Below are 15467 nucleotides of genomic sequence, written 5' to 3'. Positions count from 1 at the left end.
CTTCCTCAGTCGCGACGTTCTACGGGCAGGCCGTCGGCGATCCGGTACCAGTCGGCGCAGGATTCGGCATGAATGTGTTGCTGGGCAACGCTGGGTAGCGGCGTATCCAGCGTCCCCAGGGTTACCGACAACCAGTTCGGGCGGGGCTGCTCGGCGAACCACTGCAGATTCGAGCCGCAGCGCTGGCAGAAAGTACGGCCTACGCCTGGTGACGAGTTGAAGGTGCTGACCGATTCCTCGCCCTGGGTAAAGCGAAAGTGCTCGCGCCGCACGTTGCCGTACGTGGCGAACGCCGCGCCATGGCCTTTGCGGCACTGGCTGCAATGGCAATGATTGGCGGACTCGATGGGCGCGTCGATCTGGTACTTCACCGTACCGCAGAGACAGCTGCCGCTATGCATCTGGTTCATCCTCGTTATTCAACACAGCTTGGATTTCCAATGCCAGTGCTCCTTTGCTTATGCCGGTTCCTCGCAGATGTCGAGACGTGCTGGTTTGTGCGCTGACGTCGAGCCAAATGACTTTTGCTGAGTCATCCAGAGCGCTGTGATCTTCGTTGGTCGACAAGTCAAACTCGATGAAGCGATGTTCTTGGGTCAACAACATTCCGTTAACCCAATAACCGCCATAGATATTGGCGTCTAGCTCCATGATGATCGATCTATCCCAGTCTATCGCTTGGCCTAAAGCGTATTGCCGCAGGGCAAGCGGAACTCTGTCTGGATTGTCGCGATAAAAGGTGGCCGCTCGCAGCAGTGATTCCTGTCTCAGTAGCGTCTGTTCCTGGACGTTCTTCTGACGCTTACGACGTACTCGTTCGATATCCATTTTGATATCAGCGATTACCGCGGCGCGCCATGAAGGCCAGGCGCTCCAGCAAGTGCACGTCCTGCTCGTTCTTCACCAGGGCACCAGCCAGGGGCGGGATGGCCTTGGTCGGATCGCGCTCGCGCAGCACCGCCTCGCCGATGTTGTCGGCCATTAGTAGCTTGAGCCAGTCGACCAGTTCGCTGGTCGAGGGCTTCTTCTTCAACCCCGGCACCTTGCGCACGTCGAAGAACACGTCGAGGGCTTCGGCCACCAGGCTGTTGCTGATGCCGGGGTAGTGCACGTCGACGATCTTCTGCAGGGTCTGGCGATCCGGGAAGGCGATGTAGTGGAAGAAGCAGCGGCGCAGGAAGGCGTCCGGCAATTCCTTCTCGTTGTTCGAGGTGATGATGATGATCGGGCGCTGCTTGGCCTTGATCGTCTCGTCGGTCTCGTAAACGTAGAACTCCATCTTGTCGAGTTCCTGCAACAGGTCGTTGGGGAATTCGATGTCGGCCTTGTCGATTTCGTCGATCAGCAGCACCACGCGCTCTTCGGCCTCGAAGGCCTCCCACAGCTTGCCTTTCTTGATGTAGTTGCGAACGTCGTGAACCTTCTCGGAGCTGAGCTGCGAATCACGCAGGCGGCTCACCGCATCGTATTCGTACAGACCCTGGTGAGCCTTGGTGGTGGACTTGATGTGCCAGGTGATCAGGCGCGTGCCGAAGGACTCGGCCAACTGCTCGGCCAGCAGGGTCTTGCCGGTACCGGGCTCGCCCTTGACCAGCAGCGGCCGCTGCAGGGTGATGGCCGCATTTACTGCCAATTTTAGGTCGTCGGTGGCGACATAGGACGGTGTGCCTTCGAACTTCATTGGATGATCCTCGTGCGTCGACGCCAGCAGGGGCAGGGCATGTGTCAAAGCGGAGACTATAGCGTGATGGGGTCACGACTGTGAACGCGGGGCGGCTATTCAGTCACTGAATAGACGTTTCATTGTTCCGTTGCCGCGCCTCGCTCGAAGCGGCTGTTGAACGCCTCGACGAAACCATTGCGCAGGATGCCGATGAACGCCTGGAAGGCGCTGATATCCTGCTGACGTGTGCTGCCACGCAGCTCGACGCGGGTGGCGATCTGATCCTGTCGCTGATTTTTCAGGACCTTCTCGCCGCCACCGACCACGGCTTCCCAGATGGAGCGGAAAAAGCCCTTGTTTTCGTTTTCCACGTCCTGCTGCCAGTCGAACACTTCGACGTTGCGCAGCAGTGGCTTGATGTAGCCGCTCAGTTGGGAGTCTTCGGCGAAGGCTTCGACCACCAGGTCACCGTTGCCACTCTTGAAATCGAACTTGCCATAGGCATTGGCCAGGTCGTTGAGGCGTGGCAGTTCGATGCCGGTGGCGCGTACGCGGAATTCGAAATCCTGGAAGTTGTGGAAGGGGTCGAATACCGCGCTGGCTTCCAGGGGGGCATGGTCTAGCAACCGTGCCTTGCCTTCGAAGCGGGCGACCCGGTCACCCTGTTCGTCGGCCACGTTGGTCAGGTTATAGAGGCTGGCCTGGATGGCGTTGGCCTGGATCTTCACCGGCGGCGAGGCATTGAAGTTGTAGAAACCCAGGGTGCCATCGTTCACGCGCACTTCGTTGAGGGTGATGGGCAGCAGCTTGTTCAGTTGCTCGCGCCAGTCGACGCCTTCACCGGTCTGGGCGTCGTCGCGGTTTTCGCTGTCGACGAAATTCACCTCGGGTTTCTCGAACACCACCCGGGCGACCACTGCACGGGCACTCCATAGTTCGTTCCAGCTCACCGATATCTCGATCTGCGGCACCGCCACGAAGGGGACTGGAACGTCGCGCTCCGCCTTGACGATACGCAGGCCGTTGATGCGGTAACCGCCGCGCCACAGTGCCAGGTCCACATCCTCGACATGGCCGCGGTAGTCGCCCATGTCGGCGAGCTTCTCGTTCAGGTAGTCGCGCAGCACATAGGGCAGGGCGACGTGGACGACCAGCAGCAGTGCGAGCAGGCCCAGGCAGATCCAGAGCGGCAGGCTGTAGCGGCGTTTCATCGGATGCATCCGTGTAGGCGTAGTCTGGATGGACTGCAAGGGCGCCCGCAGAGTTCGACCTTCCCGACGCTGGACGCCCTGACGCATCGGGCATAGGCTGATGGGCTCAGTCATGACAAGGAACCGGTACACCATGAGCCGCATATATGCAGACAACGCACAGGCTATCGGCAACACACCGCTGGTGATGATCAACCGCCTCGGGCCCAAGGGCGTGACCATCCTGGCCAAGATCGAGGGGCGCAACCCTGCCTATTCGGTGAAGTGCCGGATCGGCGCCAACATGGTCTGGGATGCCGAGTCCCGTGGTGTGCTCAAACCGGGCATGACGCTGGTAGAGCCCACTTCGGGCAACACCGGCATCGGTCTGGCCTTCGTCGCCGCTGCCCGTGGTTACAAGCTGGTGCTGACCATGCCGGCGTCCATGAGCCTGGAGCGTCGCAAGGTGCTCAAGGCGCTGGGTGCCGAACTGGTACTCACCGAGCCTGCCAAGGGCATGAAGGGGGCGATCGAGAAGGCCGCCGAAATCGCCGCCTCCGATACCGCCAAGTACTACATGCCACAGCAGTTCGAAAACCCGGCCAACCCGGCGATCCACGAGAAAACCACCGGCCCGGAAATCTGGAATGACACCGAAGGTGCCGTGGATGTGCTGGTGTCCGGTGTGGGTACCGGCGGTACCATCACCGGGGTCTCGCGCTATATAAAGCAGACCCAGGGCAAGGCGATCCAGTCCATCGCGGTCGAGCCGGTCTCCTCGCCAGTGATCACCCAGACCCTGGCCGGCGAAGAGGTCAAGCCCAGCCCGCACAAGATTCAGGGCATTGGCGCCGGCTTCGTACCGAAGAACCTCGACTTGTCGCTGGTCGACCGGGTCGAGCAGGTGACCGACGAGGATTCCAAGGCCATGGCCCTGCGCCTGATGCGCGAGGAAGGCATTCTCTGCGGTATTTCCTGCGGCGCGGCAATGGCAGTGGCGGTGCGCCTGGCCGAGAAGCCGGAAATGCAGGGCAAGACCATCGTGGTGATCCTGCCGGACTCCGGTGAGCGCTACCTGTCGAGCATGCTGTTCAGTGACCTGTTCACCGAGCAGGAATTGCAGCAGTAACGTATTGGCCGCGTAGCCAAGCGGATCGCTCCCCACGCTTGAGCGTGGGAGCCATCAAACGAGGCGAATTGGTGGGCTGAAGCCCACCCTACGTCAGCGCCCTGTAGGGTGGGGCTTCAGCCCACCAAAATCGACCACCGACTCTCTTCAAAATCGCCGCAAGGCGAATCACCACGAGGCAATGGTGATCCACACACGGCCATGCAAACGTCCCCTGTAGGGTGGGCTTCAGTCCATCAAAATCGACCACCGACTCTCTTCAAAGTCGCCGCAAGGCGAATCACCACGAGGCAATGGTAATCCACACACGGCCATGCAAACGTCCCCTGTAGGGTGGGGCTTCAGCCCACCTAATTGATCGTCCGGCACTGCTTTCGAGCCGTACGGGGGGCCGACGCTTCACTTGCACGCCGCGACCCACCCTATGGGATTGGACAGCTGTCTATGCCGGTGCTTTCGTCGCCGGGCGAACCACCAGCCACAAGGCGATGGCGATCAATATGCCGCCGTACAGGTGCGCCCAGGACAAGGGCTCGTCGAGCAGCAGCGCGCCCCAGAGCACACCGAAGATGGGAATCAGAAAGGTGGTGGTCGACGCCCTGATCGGCCCGATGTCGTTGAGCAGGCGAAAGTACAGCACGTACGCGAAGGCCGTGCAGCCCAGCCCCAGGGCCAGCAGGGAAGACCACTCCAGCCAGCCGCCCCAGGTGGCCGGTGGCTGTATCGCCAGTGAGCCACCGAACAGCGGCAGCAGGAACAGGCTGGCGCCGCACAGGCTGCCAAACGCGGTGAGGCGATTGTCCAGGCCACCGGCTATCCAGCGCCGGGTGAGGAAGCCAGCCAGGCCGTAACAGAGCGTCGCCAGCAGGCAGGCGAGGGCGCCAAGTACCAGATCGGTATCCAGTTCCACCGGGCCGCTACGGGTCAGTACGGCGACGCCGAACAGGCCAAGGGCAACACCTGCGGCGCGGGTCAGCGTCATCGCTTCGGCGAAGAACAGGGCGCCGATCAGCACCCCCATCATCGGCGTGGTGGCGTTGATGATCGCCGAATAGCCGGCGGGCAGCACCAGTGCCGCCAGGCTGTACATGGCCGATGGAATGCCGGCATTGATCACCCCCAGCACCAGGCACAGGCCCAGCTTGCCATGGAAGTCCCACTTCACCCGCATCAGCAGCAGGATCGCCAGCAGGCCCAGCATGGCGATCGCGGCGCGAAAGAAAGCGGTCGGCATGCTGCCGATCACAGGGGCCACCACGCGCAGGAACAGGAAGCTGGCTCCCCAGATCGACGCGAGTAGCAGAAGGCGCAGCATGTCGGCAGGGCGCAAGGTGGGCTCCAGTTTCGGGCGGAAGGCTGGCAGTTTTGCCGGACGTCGCCCGCAAGGCAAGCGCGCAATGGGCTTTCAATGTCGGCAGGTGCACCTTTGGCGAGAAACACGCTGCAACCTTTATGCATCGCCCGGTGCACAACGGCTTCGCGTTCACGGTCACTATTGTTTGAACAAGCGCTCTGGCGCGCGGGTCGCACGTCAGGCTGCAAAGCACCATAATGGCGCCGCTCTCCATCGCCACTCAAATATGGATGGTCGCGCCAACTACGCGCTGTCGAAGAATCAAGGAACATGCCCATGAGCTGCAACCCGCCCGCGCAACTGCCCGAACTGTCTCGTCTGGCCAAGGCCATCCTGTTATGCAGCTGCGCGGCTGCAGGTGCGGCACAGGCGGCGGAGCCTGTCAGCAGGCTGGTGCTCGATCCCAGCGTGGTGACCGGCTCGCGTAGCGCGATGCAGAGTTTCGACCTGCCATTCTCGGTTGACGGCATCGACCGCGAGCAGATCAGCGATGGTCAGCTGGGTATCAATGCCTCCGAGGTGCTCACCCGGGTGCCCGGCTTGGTGGTGCAGAACCGCCAGAACTATGCCCAGGACCTGCAGATATCGTCCCGTGGTTTTGGCGCACGCTCGGCGTTCGGCGTGCGCGGGCTGAAGCTGATCACCGATGGCATTCCGGCCAGCACGCCGGACGGCCAGGGCCAGGCGGCGACCTTCAACCTGGATACCGCCGACCGCATCGAAGTGCTGCGTGGCCCGGCCTCGACGCTGTATGGCAGCAATGCTGGCGGGGTGATCCAGATGTTTTCCCGCGATGGCGTCGGCCGGCCGCGTATCGGTGCCGAGACCCTGATCGGCAGCGACGGCCTGACCCGCAACCACCTCACCGCCGAAGGCGAGGCGGATGGCGTGGGCTTCGTGCTCGACGCCTCGCGGATGGACACCGACGGTTACCGCGACCACAGCTCGGCACGCCGTGACCAGACCTTCGCCAAGCTCAACTTCAAACCGGATGAAGACAGCAAGCTGGCGCTGATCTACAGCAGCCTGGAGCAGAACGGTACCAAGGATCCCCTTGGCCAGGCTTGGGAGGCATATAAGGCCGATCCGCGCTCGGTGGCGGTCAATGCGCGAAACTTCAATACCCGCAAAAGCATCGATCACCAGCAACTGGGCGCCAACTATGAGCGCTATTTTGGTGATGCGACGCTGCAGGCCACGGCCTATGCAGGCAAACGCAGCGTGATTCAGTACCTGGCCATTCCTCAGGGGCCGCAGGGCAATCCGAATCACAGTGGCGGGGTAGTGGATTTCGACCGAGAATTTCATGGTGGCAGTGTTCGCTGGCTGCAACCGGTGGATGGGGTCGCGGGTGATCTGCGGCTGGTGTTCGGCCTCGATTATGATCAGAGCCGTGACGATCGCCGTGGATACGAGAATTTCTCTGGCTCTCAGGTAGGCGTCAAAGGTGCGCTGCGCCGCGACGAAGTCGACACCGTCACCAGCCTGGATCCCTACGCCCAGGCAACCTGGACACTGGGTGACTGGACGCTGCAGGGGGGGCTGCGCTACAGCACCGTGGAGGTGGACGTCGATGACAAGTACATCGTCGGTGCCAATGGTGACGACAGTGGCACCCGGCGCTACGAAAAGGCCACGCCCTCGGTCAGTCTGGGTTACGCCTTCACGCCCGACCTGAATGGCTATGTCAGTGTCGGCAAGGGTTTCGAAACGCCGAGTCAGGCCGAGCTGGCCTACTCGCAGGGCAATGCTGGCTTCAACTATGGCCTGGAGCCGTCGGAAAGCACCCAGTACGAAATTGGCCTGAAAGCCCGCGTTGCCGAAGGCACCCGCGTCAATGCCGCGATCTTCCAGATCACCACCGATGATGAAATCGTCGTGCTGGAAAACAGCGGCGGCCGCACCAGCTACCAGAACGCCGGCAAGACCCTGCGCCGCGGTTTCGAGCTGGGCATCGAGAGCCAGTTCAATGAGCAGTGGTCGGCAGCGTTGGCCTATACCTACTTGGCCGCGACCTATGATTCGCGCTTCGTCGCAGGCAATAACACCATCGACAAGGGCAACAATCTCCCTGGCGTGCCACGCACTACGCTGTTCGGCGAAGTGGCCTGGAAGCCCGTCGATGGCATCAGCACTGCCGTGGAAGGCCTGTATCGCAGCAAGGTGTACGTCGAGGACACCAACAGCCAGAAGGCTGCACCGAGTTACGCGGTCTTCAACTGGCGTACCCGCTTCGAGCAGAATCTGGGGGCCTGGAAGACTCACCAGACCCTGCGCCTGGATAACCTGCTGGATAGGCAATATGTCGGTTCGGTGATCGTCGGCGACGGCAACAACCGCTATTACGAGGCGGCGCCGGGCCGTTCCTGGTATGCCGGAGCGGGTGTGGAGTATCAGTTCTGATGAAACCGGAGGGGGCTGTTGCATCGGCCCCCGATTGTCAGCAGGCGCAAAGCGACGGTCGGTAGCGCCTTGCAACGGTTGGAGGCTTGTTACATCTCCCCTAGTGCGATGGTTTCGGCTACTCTCAAGTCAAGCGGCCACCATAGCCGCGTGCAGTCGAGGATATCTCTTATGAAAGCCTGGTTCGAAAAACTTGCCGCACAGCTCAATGCCCTGTTTGCCCCGCGCATGCAGCCGATCCCAATCCGCAGTGAAGAGCAGCGCCGCCTGGCTGCCGAGCGTCAGCGCCGCCGCTGAGTAGCGCTGCGTCATTGATCTGGAAGCGCCGCCAGCGGCGCTTCGATGTTCACACCTGTATCCCCGCCCAGGGATTGATACAGCGTGACTGCATTTATCAGCTGGTTCAGACGATTCTCCGCCAAGGTGATTTGTGCCGTGCGGCGGGTGTCCTGTGCGCTCAGCCAGGATTGCAGATCCACAGCCCCTGATTCGTAACGAATTCGATAGATACGCTCGGCCTCGCGGGCTGCGTCCAGTGCGCGACTGCGCATCGCTTCCTGCTCGGCGTAGTGGCGTCGCCCCGCCAGCCCGTTTTCCACGTCCGCCAATGCCTGATACAGGCTCTGGCGGAAGTCCGTCACCGCCAGCTCATAGTCGGTTTTCGATACCGCGACGTTGAGCTTCATCTGGTTCCACTGCAGGAAAGGCATGGCCAGGCTGGCACCCACGGCGCCGACCGGATTCTGCAGCAGATTGCCCAGTGCCGAACTGGAGTAGCCTAAGGTGCCGGTCAGGCTCAGATCCGGGTAATAGCTGGCGCGGGTGGCATCCACGGATTTCAGGCTACTGCGCAGGCGCAGTTCAGCAGCGCGCAGATCCGGGCGACGAGCCAGCAGGCTGGCCGGTAGATCGGCGGCCACGGCCGGTAATACGCTGCCTTGCAGGCTCTGCAGTTCAATCAGGCTCACCGGGCTGGCCCCATCGAACAGCACGGCCAGGGCGTTGCGCTGCTCGACGCGTTGCTGGCGCAGGTCCACGTCATTGGCCAACTGGGTTTCCAGGCTCTGCCGCGCCTCGGCGAGCTCCAGCGCCGAAGCCTGGCCGGCATCGTATTGCACCTGAACCAACTGCAGGGTTTGCCGTGCGTACTCGATGCTCGCGGCGCTGGCCGTCAGGCGTTCGTTGAGATAGCCGATCTGCCAGTAAAGGCTCGCCACCGTACCCGCCAGTGACAGGCGAGTAGCGGCGTAATCCTGCTCGGTTGCCAGCGCCTCCAGCTCGGCTGCATCGGTGGCGCTGCCCAGACGGTTCCACAGGTCGGCCTCCCAGCTCACCGAGCCGGTCAGCGAATAGCTGTGAGCGGTGCTGCCTTCCCCGCGCAAGGCACGCGTACGGTCGGCACTCAGCCCGCTGCTGAGCTGGGGAAACTGCCCATCGCGGGTCAGCCCAGCCTGCAATCGTGCGCGGCGTACGTTCAGCAATGCGGTGCCGATATCGTTGTTGCGGGCCAGCGCCGCATCGATCAGTCGATCCAACTCCGCATCATTGAAGGCTGTCCACCAGGCCTGGCCGCTGCTGGCCTGCTGTTGGCCAGGCTGCTGCCAGCTGGCGGGTACGTTCAGCGCCGGGCGCTCGTAAGGTGTGGAGAGCAGCGAGCTGCAGCCGCCCAGAGCAAGGGCGACGAGCAGTGACAGAGGTTTCAGGTAGTGACTGTGCATGATCGGCTACTCACGAGACAAAGCGTCGACGGGGTCGAGGCGGGCGGCATTGCGGGCTGGCAGAAAACCGAACACCAGGCCGATGACCGTGGAACAGAGAAACGCAGCGATGATCGAGCCGCTGGAAAACACCAGGCTGAATTCACTGGTGAAACGGCTGAACAGCGCACCGAAGGCCAGCGCCGATATCACCCCCAGTGCGCCACCGATCAGGCACACCAGCACCGCCTCGATCAGGAACTGGCGAAGGATGTCGTTCTGCCGGGCACCCACCGCCATGCGCACGCCGATTTCACGGGTACGCTCGGTGACCGACACCAGCATGATGTTCATCACCCCGATGCCGCCGACCAACAGGGAGATCAGGGCGATGGCCGAGATCAGCAGGGTCATGGTCTGACTGGTCTTCTCGATGGTCTGGCGGATGGTGTCGGTGTTCATCACGAAGAAGTCCTGGACCCCGTGACGGCGGGTGAGCAGGCGGATGATGCCCTGCTCGGCGGCATCGCTGGAGACACTGTCGTCGACCCGCACGGTGATGCTTTCCAGGTACGACTGGCCGAGCATGCGGTTCATCACCGCGGTGTAGGGCAGATAGACGCGCACCGAATCGCTGCCGCCGAAGTTGCTCTGAATGGGGTCGAGCACGCCGACCACGCGTACCGGAACGTTGCCCAGCAGAATCACCTGACCGAGTGCCTGCTTGCCGGCGAATAGTTTCTTATAGGTGTTGTCATCGATGACCGCGCTCTGCGCCGATTCGCGTACCGCCTTGGCATCGAACGCGCGGCCCTGGGCGAAGGTGTAGCCCTTGGCGCGGAAGAACTGCTCGCCCACGCCGCTGGTGGATACGCTCAGCGCCTGCTCGCGATAGCGCAGGGTGCCGGAGCTGGAAACCGACGGCGTGACGCTGTCGACGAAAGCCTGGCCGGCCAGGGCGTCGGCATCGGCCGGCACGAGTGTCTGGATGCGCCCGGAGCGGCGATCACCAAAACCGCTGCCGGGATAGATGTCGATGGTGTTGGTGCCGATCGCACTGATGTTTTCCATGATCTTCTGCTGCGAACCCTGACCGAGCGCCACCACCGAGACCACCGAGGCGATGCCGATGATGATGCCGAGCATGGTCAGAAAGGTTCGCAGCTTGTGCGACAGCATCGCCAGCAGGGCCATGCGCAGGGCTTCGCGAAACTGGCCGAAGCCGGCCTTCACGGCATTGGCGGCCCGTGCCGGCGCGGGTTCAGGCATGGCGCGCACATCGTCATCGACGGTGCGCAGGCGGCGGTCGGCGATGATGCAGCCGTCGCTGATCTCGATGATGCGGTCGGCGATTTCCGCGACCTTCATGTCGTGGGTGACGATGATCACCGTGTGCCCGGCGGCATGCAGCTCGCGCAGCAGCTTGAGCATTTCCTCGCCGCTGTGGCTGTCCAGTGCGCCAGTGGGTTCGTCGGCGAGAATCACCTGGCCGCCATTCATCAGCGCCCGGGCAATGGAGACGCGTTGCTGCTGGCCGCCGGAAAGCTGATTTGGCCTGTGGCTCAGGCGTTCGCCCAGGCCGAGCCGCTGCAGCAGGGCTTCGGCGCGCTCGCGGCGGCTGGCGGCGTCCTTGCCGGCGTAGATGGCCGGTACTTCGACGTTGCCCACGGCGTCCAGATCGCCAAGCAGGTGGTAGCGCTGGAAGATGAAGCCGAAATACTCGCGACGCAGTTCGGCCAGCTCGTCCGGTGACAGTTTGCCGGTTTCCCGGCCAGCGATGCGGTAGGTGCCGGCGCTGGCTCTATCCAGGCAACCGAGGATGTTCATCAGCGTCGACTTGCCGGAACCGGAGGTGCCGATGATGGCCACCATCTCGCCCTGTTCGATGCTCAGGTCGACATCCTTGAGCACGGCGATGGTCTGTTCCCCGGCAGGGAATTCGCGGCGCAGGCCGCTCAGTTCTAGGAGTGCCATGTCAGAGCCTCATCGGCCCGCGCATGCGCAGGGTGGTACTGGAACCGGCTGCGGCGTCGCCGAGTACCACCTTGTCACCGGTTTCCAGGCCTTCCACTACCTGAGCGTTGATCGAGTCTTCCAGGCCAGTGCGGATCTGCCGTGCCTCGACCTTGCCGTTCTTGAGCACCTGAACGGTGTAGCTGCCATCGCGGTTGGCGCTGCCCAGCGCCGACACCGGAACGCTTGCCGCGCCCTTGACGCTGTCGAGGACGATGTTCACTTCGGTGGTCATGGAAATGCGCAGCTTGCCGTCCGGGTTGGGCACGTCGAACACGGCGATGTAATACACCGCCGTATCGGTGGAGGTGGTCGACGATGAACTGCTCGAGGTGCTGTCGCTGGTGTTGATCGAGTCCGGTGCCGGCTCGATCATGCGCAGCGTCGCTTCATAGCGCTTGCCGGGCTCGCCGAGAATGGTGAAGTACACCGGCAGGCCAGGCTGAAGATTGACTACATCGGCCTCGGAAATTTCTGCGCGCACGGTCATCTTGTCGAGCTGGGCGACCTTGACGATGGTCGGCGCCGACTGCGCCGAGTTGACCGTCTGGCCTTCCTTGACCACCACGCCAACCACGGTGCCATCGATGGGCGCGACGATCTTGGTATAGCCGAGGTCGACTTCGGCGGTGGACACCTGAATCTGCGCCTGCTGAATCTGCGCATCCAGGGCGGCGACCTGGGCCTCGGCGGTATTCAGGTCGGCCTCTGCGGTCTCGTAGCTCTCCCGCGAGCTGGCGTTCTGGGCGAGCATCGACTTCTGGCGGTTGAAGGCGAGTTGCGCCTTCTTCAAGGTCGCGGCCTGCACCGCGCGCTGCGCCTTCACATTGGCCAGTGCGGCCTTGGCATTGGCCAGGTCGTTCTGCTGTGTCAGGGAATCGATCTCGGCGATGGGGTCGCCCTGCTTGACCAGATCACCGAAGTCGACGTGCAGGCTGGTGACCTGGCCGGACACCTGGGCGCCGACACTGACCTGTTTGAAGGCTTCCAGCGTGCCGGTGGCGATGACCGTCTGCTCGATGTCTGCCTGGCGCACCTCGGCCGTCAGCAGGCCGTTGCCCGGTGCAGGCTGCAGCCAGCCGTGGAGTGCATAGCCGCCCAGGGTCAGGGCGGCTATGGCGGGAATCAGGAGCAGCAGCTTGGGTCTTGGCATGGTGATGGCACGCAACGAATGTGGATGTCGCCACTATAGGGAGGCGGCCATCGGCGTTGGGTAAGAGCGAGGTAAGGTTCTGTCAGGAATAGGTAAAGTTCGTGGCGGACCACCGGCTGCGGTCATTTGTGACCCGGTGAATGCGGCAAGGCTCTCAAGTCACCGCCGCGCTTGCCGACATTATGGAAAGCCCGATCGGGTAAGCAGGAAACAGGCGTGGCAGGGAGCCAAGTACGACGACTCCAACGTGCCATTTCGCTCGTGCTTAGTTGTTTAAAACCAAACGCCTACCTGTGCTGGCGCGGCAGCTTTGCTGTGCTAGACATAGTGGAGTGGCAGGGATGTACCCTTCACGAACTAAAGGATTGCAAGCATGCGTCAGAATCTGCCGGTGACTCAGCGCGAAAGGACTTTTCCTGCGCATGAGCGGTTGATCTCCACCACCGATCTGAACAGCAAGATCACTTACTGCAACGACGCATTCGTTGCCATCAGCGGCTTCACTCGTGAGGAACTGATCGGCCAGCCCCACAACCTGGTGCGCCACCCGGACATGCCGCCAGCGGTATTCGGCCACATGTGGGACACCATCAAGCAGGGCAAACCCTGGATGGGGATCGTCAAGAACCGCTCGAAGAATGGCGATTACTACTGGGTCAGTGCCTACGTCACGCCGATCTACCAGAACGGCCAGGTGTCGGGTTACGAATCGGTGCGCTCGCTGCCCAGCGAAGACCAGAAGCGCCGCGCCGAGGCGCTGTACGCCAGGTTGCGAGCCGGCAAGCCCCCGGTGCCGAAGATCGAATACCTGACCTATGACCTGATTCGCTCCTGGCCGCTGATTCTCGCCACACTGGTGATCCTCGCTGCTCAGTCGGTGCTTGCCGGGTTCTGGCTGGCGGCGCTCATCGTGGTGGTGATGGCCGCCCTGGGTTCCTATCAGCTGTACAGCAAGCGCTCGTTGATTCGCCGGACCCTGGCCGATCATCCCAAGGCTTTCACCAGCAGTCTGGTGGCGCTGACCTACAGCGAGAGCCGCGGCGCTCAGGCATTGCTGGACATGGCCATGATCAGCGAAGAGGCGAGGCTGCAGACGGCGCTGACCCGTCTCGAAGACGCCGGCGTCAACGTCAAGAAGCAGGCCGCCCAGGCCGCCGGTTTTTCTCGAGCGGGCGCCGAGATGCTCGACCTGCAGCGCAGCGAGACCGATCAGTCGGCCACGGCCATCAACCAGATGGCCGCGACCATTCAGGAAGTCACCCAGAACGTGCAGAGCACCAGTCATGCCGCCGAAGAGGCCGATCGCCTGGCCAAGGAAGGTCGGCAACTGGCCGGGGGCAGCCTGGAGTCCATGCAGCATATGGCCAAGGCGGTCGCCGACATCGGCCAGGCGGTGAACGACCTGGCCAACTCCACCCAGTCCATCGGCAGTGTCGCCGACGTGATCACCTCGATCGCCGAGCAGACCAACCTGCTCGCGCTCAACGCCGCCATCGAGGCGGCGCGCGCGGGCGAGCAGGGGCGTGGGTTCGCCGTGGTTGCCGATGAGGTGCGCTCCCTGGCCTCGCGTACGCGCGAGTCGACCCAGCAGATTCACCAGATCATCGCTTCGCTGCGTGCCGGCGCCGAGCGCGCGGTGGTCACGGCCGGGCGAGGCGAGGAGATCTCCCGGGAGAGCGTGCAGAGCGTCGAGGCGGTGCGTCTCGCGCTGGATGGCATCAGTGAATCGGTCAGCCGCATCACCGGCATGAGCCAGCAGATCGCCGCCGCTTCCGAAGAGCAGGGTCAGGTGGCCGAGGACATCAGCCGGCAGATCACCCGCATCGCTCAGCTTTCCGAGCAAGGCGCCGAGCAGGCTCACCAGGGCGCCGCCATCGGCAGGGAACTGGAAACCATGGCCGACTACCTGCATAGCCTGGCCGAGCGATTCAACCGCTGATACAACCGCTCCTCGGCTGTGCAAGTGTGCTATGGCACACTGCGCGGCCGAGGAGACCTGCCCATGTCACGCCCCCGTTGTTCCCGCTGCAAACGTCCCGAAAGCCATTGCCTGTGCGCGTTGATCCCCGATCTGCCCAGCCGTACCGAAATACTCGTGCTGCAGCATCCCGATGAGGTCGATCACGCCCTGAACACCGCCAATCTGGCCGTGCTCGGCCTGCGCAATGCAAGGCTGCGGGTTGGCGAGGTGTTCGAGGATCTGTCGTTGTGGTTGGCGCACCCTGACCATCGCACCTGTTTGCTATTTCCGGGGGACGATGCGCAGCCGCTGGACAGCCTGGTCGATGAACCGGATGGCAGACCATTGCGGCTGGTAGTGCCCGATGGCACCTGGCGCAAGGCACGCAAGCTGCTGCATCTCAATCCTGCGTTGGCAGCGCTGCCGCGGGTGACCCTGTCGGATGTACCGCCCTCACGCTATCGCCTGCGCAAGGCACCGATGCAAGGATCGCTGTCGACCCTCGAGGCGATCGTCGCAGCATTGAACGTGCTGGAGGCGCCAGCTGATTATCAGGCGCTGTTGAAACCCTTCGACGCCCTGATCGAAGGGCAGATCGCGGCGATGGGCGAGGAGACGTTCAGGCGCAATCACCTGCGTTGATTGGCCTTGAGGAGGTACTGGTGGGCTGAAGCCCACCCTACTTCCCAGGGGCATGAGCCGTAGGGTGGGGCTTTGGCCCACCAAAGCCATTCAACGCCGATGGTGGCTGACTGTTCAGAGCATGCGGTTCGCAGCTTCGGGCTGTGGGCGTCATTGGTGGTGGGCTGAAGCCCACCCTACTTCCCAGGGGCATGAACCGTAGGGTGGGGCTTTGGCCCACCAAAGCCATTCAACGCCGATGGTGGCTGACTGTTCAGAGCATG

Annotated in this window: 13 protein-coding genes; 5 read left to right on the top strand and 8 right to left on the bottom strand. The window is 62.7% G+C overall.

Annotated elements, in window-relative coordinates; translation table 11 throughout:
* Positions 1–5 precede the first annotated feature (5 nt).
* From QRN22_RS00065 to QRN22_RS00050, 4 genes are all read right to left on the bottom strand, one after another.
* Positions 6–401, bottom strand: coding sequence for a GFA family protein (locus tag QRN22_RS00065; RefSeq protein WP_042555766.1), 396 nt, complete (start codon positions 399–401; stop codon positions 6–8).
* Positions 394–828: a hypothetical protein gene (locus QRN22_RS00060; RefSeq protein ID WP_042555767.1), complete on the bottom strand. Its 435-nt coding sequence runs from the start codon at positions 826–828 to the stop codon at positions 394–396. Before QRN22_RS00060 ends, QRN22_RS00065 begins: the two co-directional genes overlap by 8 nt.
* Before the next feature lie 7 nt (positions 829–835).
* The gene (locus tag QRN22_RS00055; protein ID WP_042555768.1) at positions 836–1681 is read right to left on the bottom strand and encodes an AAA family ATPase; all 846 of its coding nucleotides are present in this window, start codon (positions 1679–1681) and stop codon (positions 836–838) included.
* 119 nt (positions 1682–1800) lie between these two features.
* Positions 1801–2883: a DUF748 domain-containing protein gene (locus QRN22_RS00050; RefSeq protein ID WP_502945142.1), complete on the bottom strand. Its 1083-nt coding sequence runs from the start codon at positions 2881–2883 to the stop codon at positions 1801–1803.
* A gap of 124 nt (positions 2884–3007) precedes the next feature.
* Between QRN22_RS00050 and cysK the strand changes: the two genes are divergently transcribed.
* On the top strand, positions 3008–3982 hold the full coding sequence (gene cysK, locus QRN22_RS00045; protein WP_042555770.1) for a cysteine synthase A: 975 nt from the start codon (positions 3008–3010) through the stop codon (positions 3980–3982).
* 442 nt (positions 3983–4424) lie between these two features.
* On the opposite strand, the gene QRN22_RS00040 is transcribed toward cysK, so the two are convergent.
* On the bottom strand, positions 4425–5312 hold the full coding sequence (locus QRN22_RS00040; protein WP_042555771.1) for a DMT family transporter: 888 nt from the start codon (positions 5310–5312) through the stop codon (positions 4425–4427).
* Positions 5313–5612: 300 nt separating this feature from the next.
* Between QRN22_RS00040 and QRN22_RS00035 the strand changes: the two genes are divergently transcribed.
* Positions 5613–7739 carry a TonB-dependent receptor family protein gene (locus QRN22_RS00035; RefSeq protein ID WP_082045873.1) on the top strand — a complete coding sequence of 709 codons (2127 nt, stop codon included), beginning with the start codon at positions 5613–5615 and terminating at the stop codon, positions 7737–7739.
* Positions 7740–7910: 171 nt separating this feature from the next.
* The gene (locus QRN22_RS00030) at positions 7911–8036 is read left to right on the top strand and encodes a PA1414 family protein (RefSeq protein ID WP_257026875.1); all 126 of its coding nucleotides are present in this window, start codon (positions 7911–7913) and stop codon (positions 8034–8036) included.
* 11 nt (positions 8037–8047) lie between these two features.
* On the opposite strand, the gene QRN22_RS00025 is transcribed toward QRN22_RS00030, so the two are convergent.
* From QRN22_RS00025 to QRN22_RS00015, 3 genes are read right to left on the bottom strand one after another with little or no spacing between them, the layout of a single operon-like run.
* Positions 8048–9457 (bottom strand): efflux transporter outer membrane subunit, encoded by a 1410-nt coding sequence (locus QRN22_RS00025; protein WP_197077048.1) that lies wholly within the window; start codon positions 9455–9457, stop codon positions 8048–8050.
* Positions 9458–9463: 6 nt separating this feature from the next.
* Positions 9464–11410, bottom strand: a complete 1947-nt coding sequence (locus tag QRN22_RS00020; RefSeq protein WP_042555772.1) for a MacB family efflux pump subunit — start codon at positions 11408–11410, stop codon at positions 9464–9466.
* A 1-nt stretch (position 11411) separates the two neighbouring features.
* Positions 11412–12602 (bottom strand): efflux RND transporter periplasmic adaptor subunit, encoded by a 1191-nt coding sequence (locus QRN22_RS00015; RefSeq protein ID WP_052493853.1) that lies wholly within the window; start codon positions 12600–12602, stop codon positions 11412–11414.
* 373 nt (positions 12603–12975) lie between these two features.
* Here QRN22_RS00015 and QRN22_RS00010 point away from each other — a divergent pair, with 373 nt between their 5' ends.
* Positions 12976–14541 carry a methyl-accepting chemotaxis protein gene (locus QRN22_RS00010; RefSeq protein ID WP_042555773.1) on the top strand — a complete coding sequence of 522 codons (1566 nt, stop codon included), beginning with the start codon at positions 12976–12978 and terminating at the stop codon, positions 14539–14541.
* Positions 14542–14604: 63 nt separating this feature from the next.
* Complete coding sequence (locus QRN22_RS00005) at positions 14605–15204, top strand: tRNA-uridine aminocarboxypropyltransferase (RefSeq protein WP_042555774.1); 600 nt, start codon at positions 14605–14607, stop codon at positions 15202–15204.
* Positions 15205–15467: the final 263 nt, after the last annotated feature.

Source organism: Pseudomonas sp. MEJ086, from assembly GCF_030209025.1.
In the GTDB taxonomy this organism is placed as follows: Bacteria; Pseudomonadota; Gammaproteobacteria; order Pseudomonadales; family Pseudomonadaceae; genus Aquipseudomonas; species Aquipseudomonas fulva_A.
The sequence above is the reverse complement of the archived record's forward strand: the minus strand, read 5'-3'. Positions and strand labels throughout refer to the sequence as shown.

Excerpts from the sequence above, each read along its gene's own strand:
- QRN22_RS00065 (WP_042555766.1), bottom strand. The coding sequence starts at position 401 with ATGCATAGCGGCAGCTGTCTCTGCGGTACGGTGAAGTACCAGATCGAC.
- QRN22_RS00060 (WP_042555767.1), bottom strand. The coding sequence starts at position 828 with ATGGATATCGAACGAGTACGTCGTAAGCGTCAGAAGAACGTCCAGGAA.
- QRN22_RS00055 (WP_042555768.1), bottom strand. The coding sequence starts at position 1,681 with ATGAAGTTCGAAGGCACACCGTCCTATGTCGCCACCGACGACCTAAAA.
- QRN22_RS00050 (WP_502945142.1), bottom strand. The coding sequence starts at position 2,883 with ATGCATCCGATGAAACGCCGCTACAGCCTGCCGCTCTGGATCTGCCTG.
- cysK (WP_042555770.1), top strand. The coding sequence starts at position 3,008 with ATGAGCCGCATATATGCAGACAACGCACAGGCTATCGGCAACACACCG.
- QRN22_RS00035 (WP_082045873.1), top strand. The coding sequence starts at position 5,613 with ATGAGCTGCAACCCGCCCGCGCAACTGCCCGAACTGTCTCGTCTGGCC.
- QRN22_RS00030 (WP_257026875.1), top strand. The coding sequence starts at position 7,911 with ATGAAAGCCTGGTTCGAAAAACTTGCCGCACAGCTCAATGCCCTGTTT.
- QRN22_RS00025 (WP_197077048.1), bottom strand. The coding sequence starts at position 9,457 with ATGCACAGTCACTACCTGAAACCTCTGTCACTGCTCGTCGCCCTTGCT.
- QRN22_RS00020 (WP_042555772.1), bottom strand. The coding sequence starts at position 11,410 with ATGGCACTCCTAGAACTGAGCGGCCTGCGCCGCGAATTCCCTGCCGGG.
- QRN22_RS00015 (WP_052493853.1), bottom strand. The coding sequence starts at position 12,602 with ATGCCAAGACCCAAGCTGCTGCTCCTGATTCCCGCCATAGCCGCCCTG.
- QRN22_RS00010 (WP_042555773.1), top strand. The coding sequence starts at position 12,976 with ATGCGTCAGAATCTGCCGGTGACTCAGCGCGAAAGGACTTTTCCTGCG.
- QRN22_RS00005 (WP_042555774.1), top strand. The coding sequence starts at position 14,605 with ATGTCACGCCCCCGTTGTTCCCGCTGCAAACGTCCCGAAAGCCATTGC.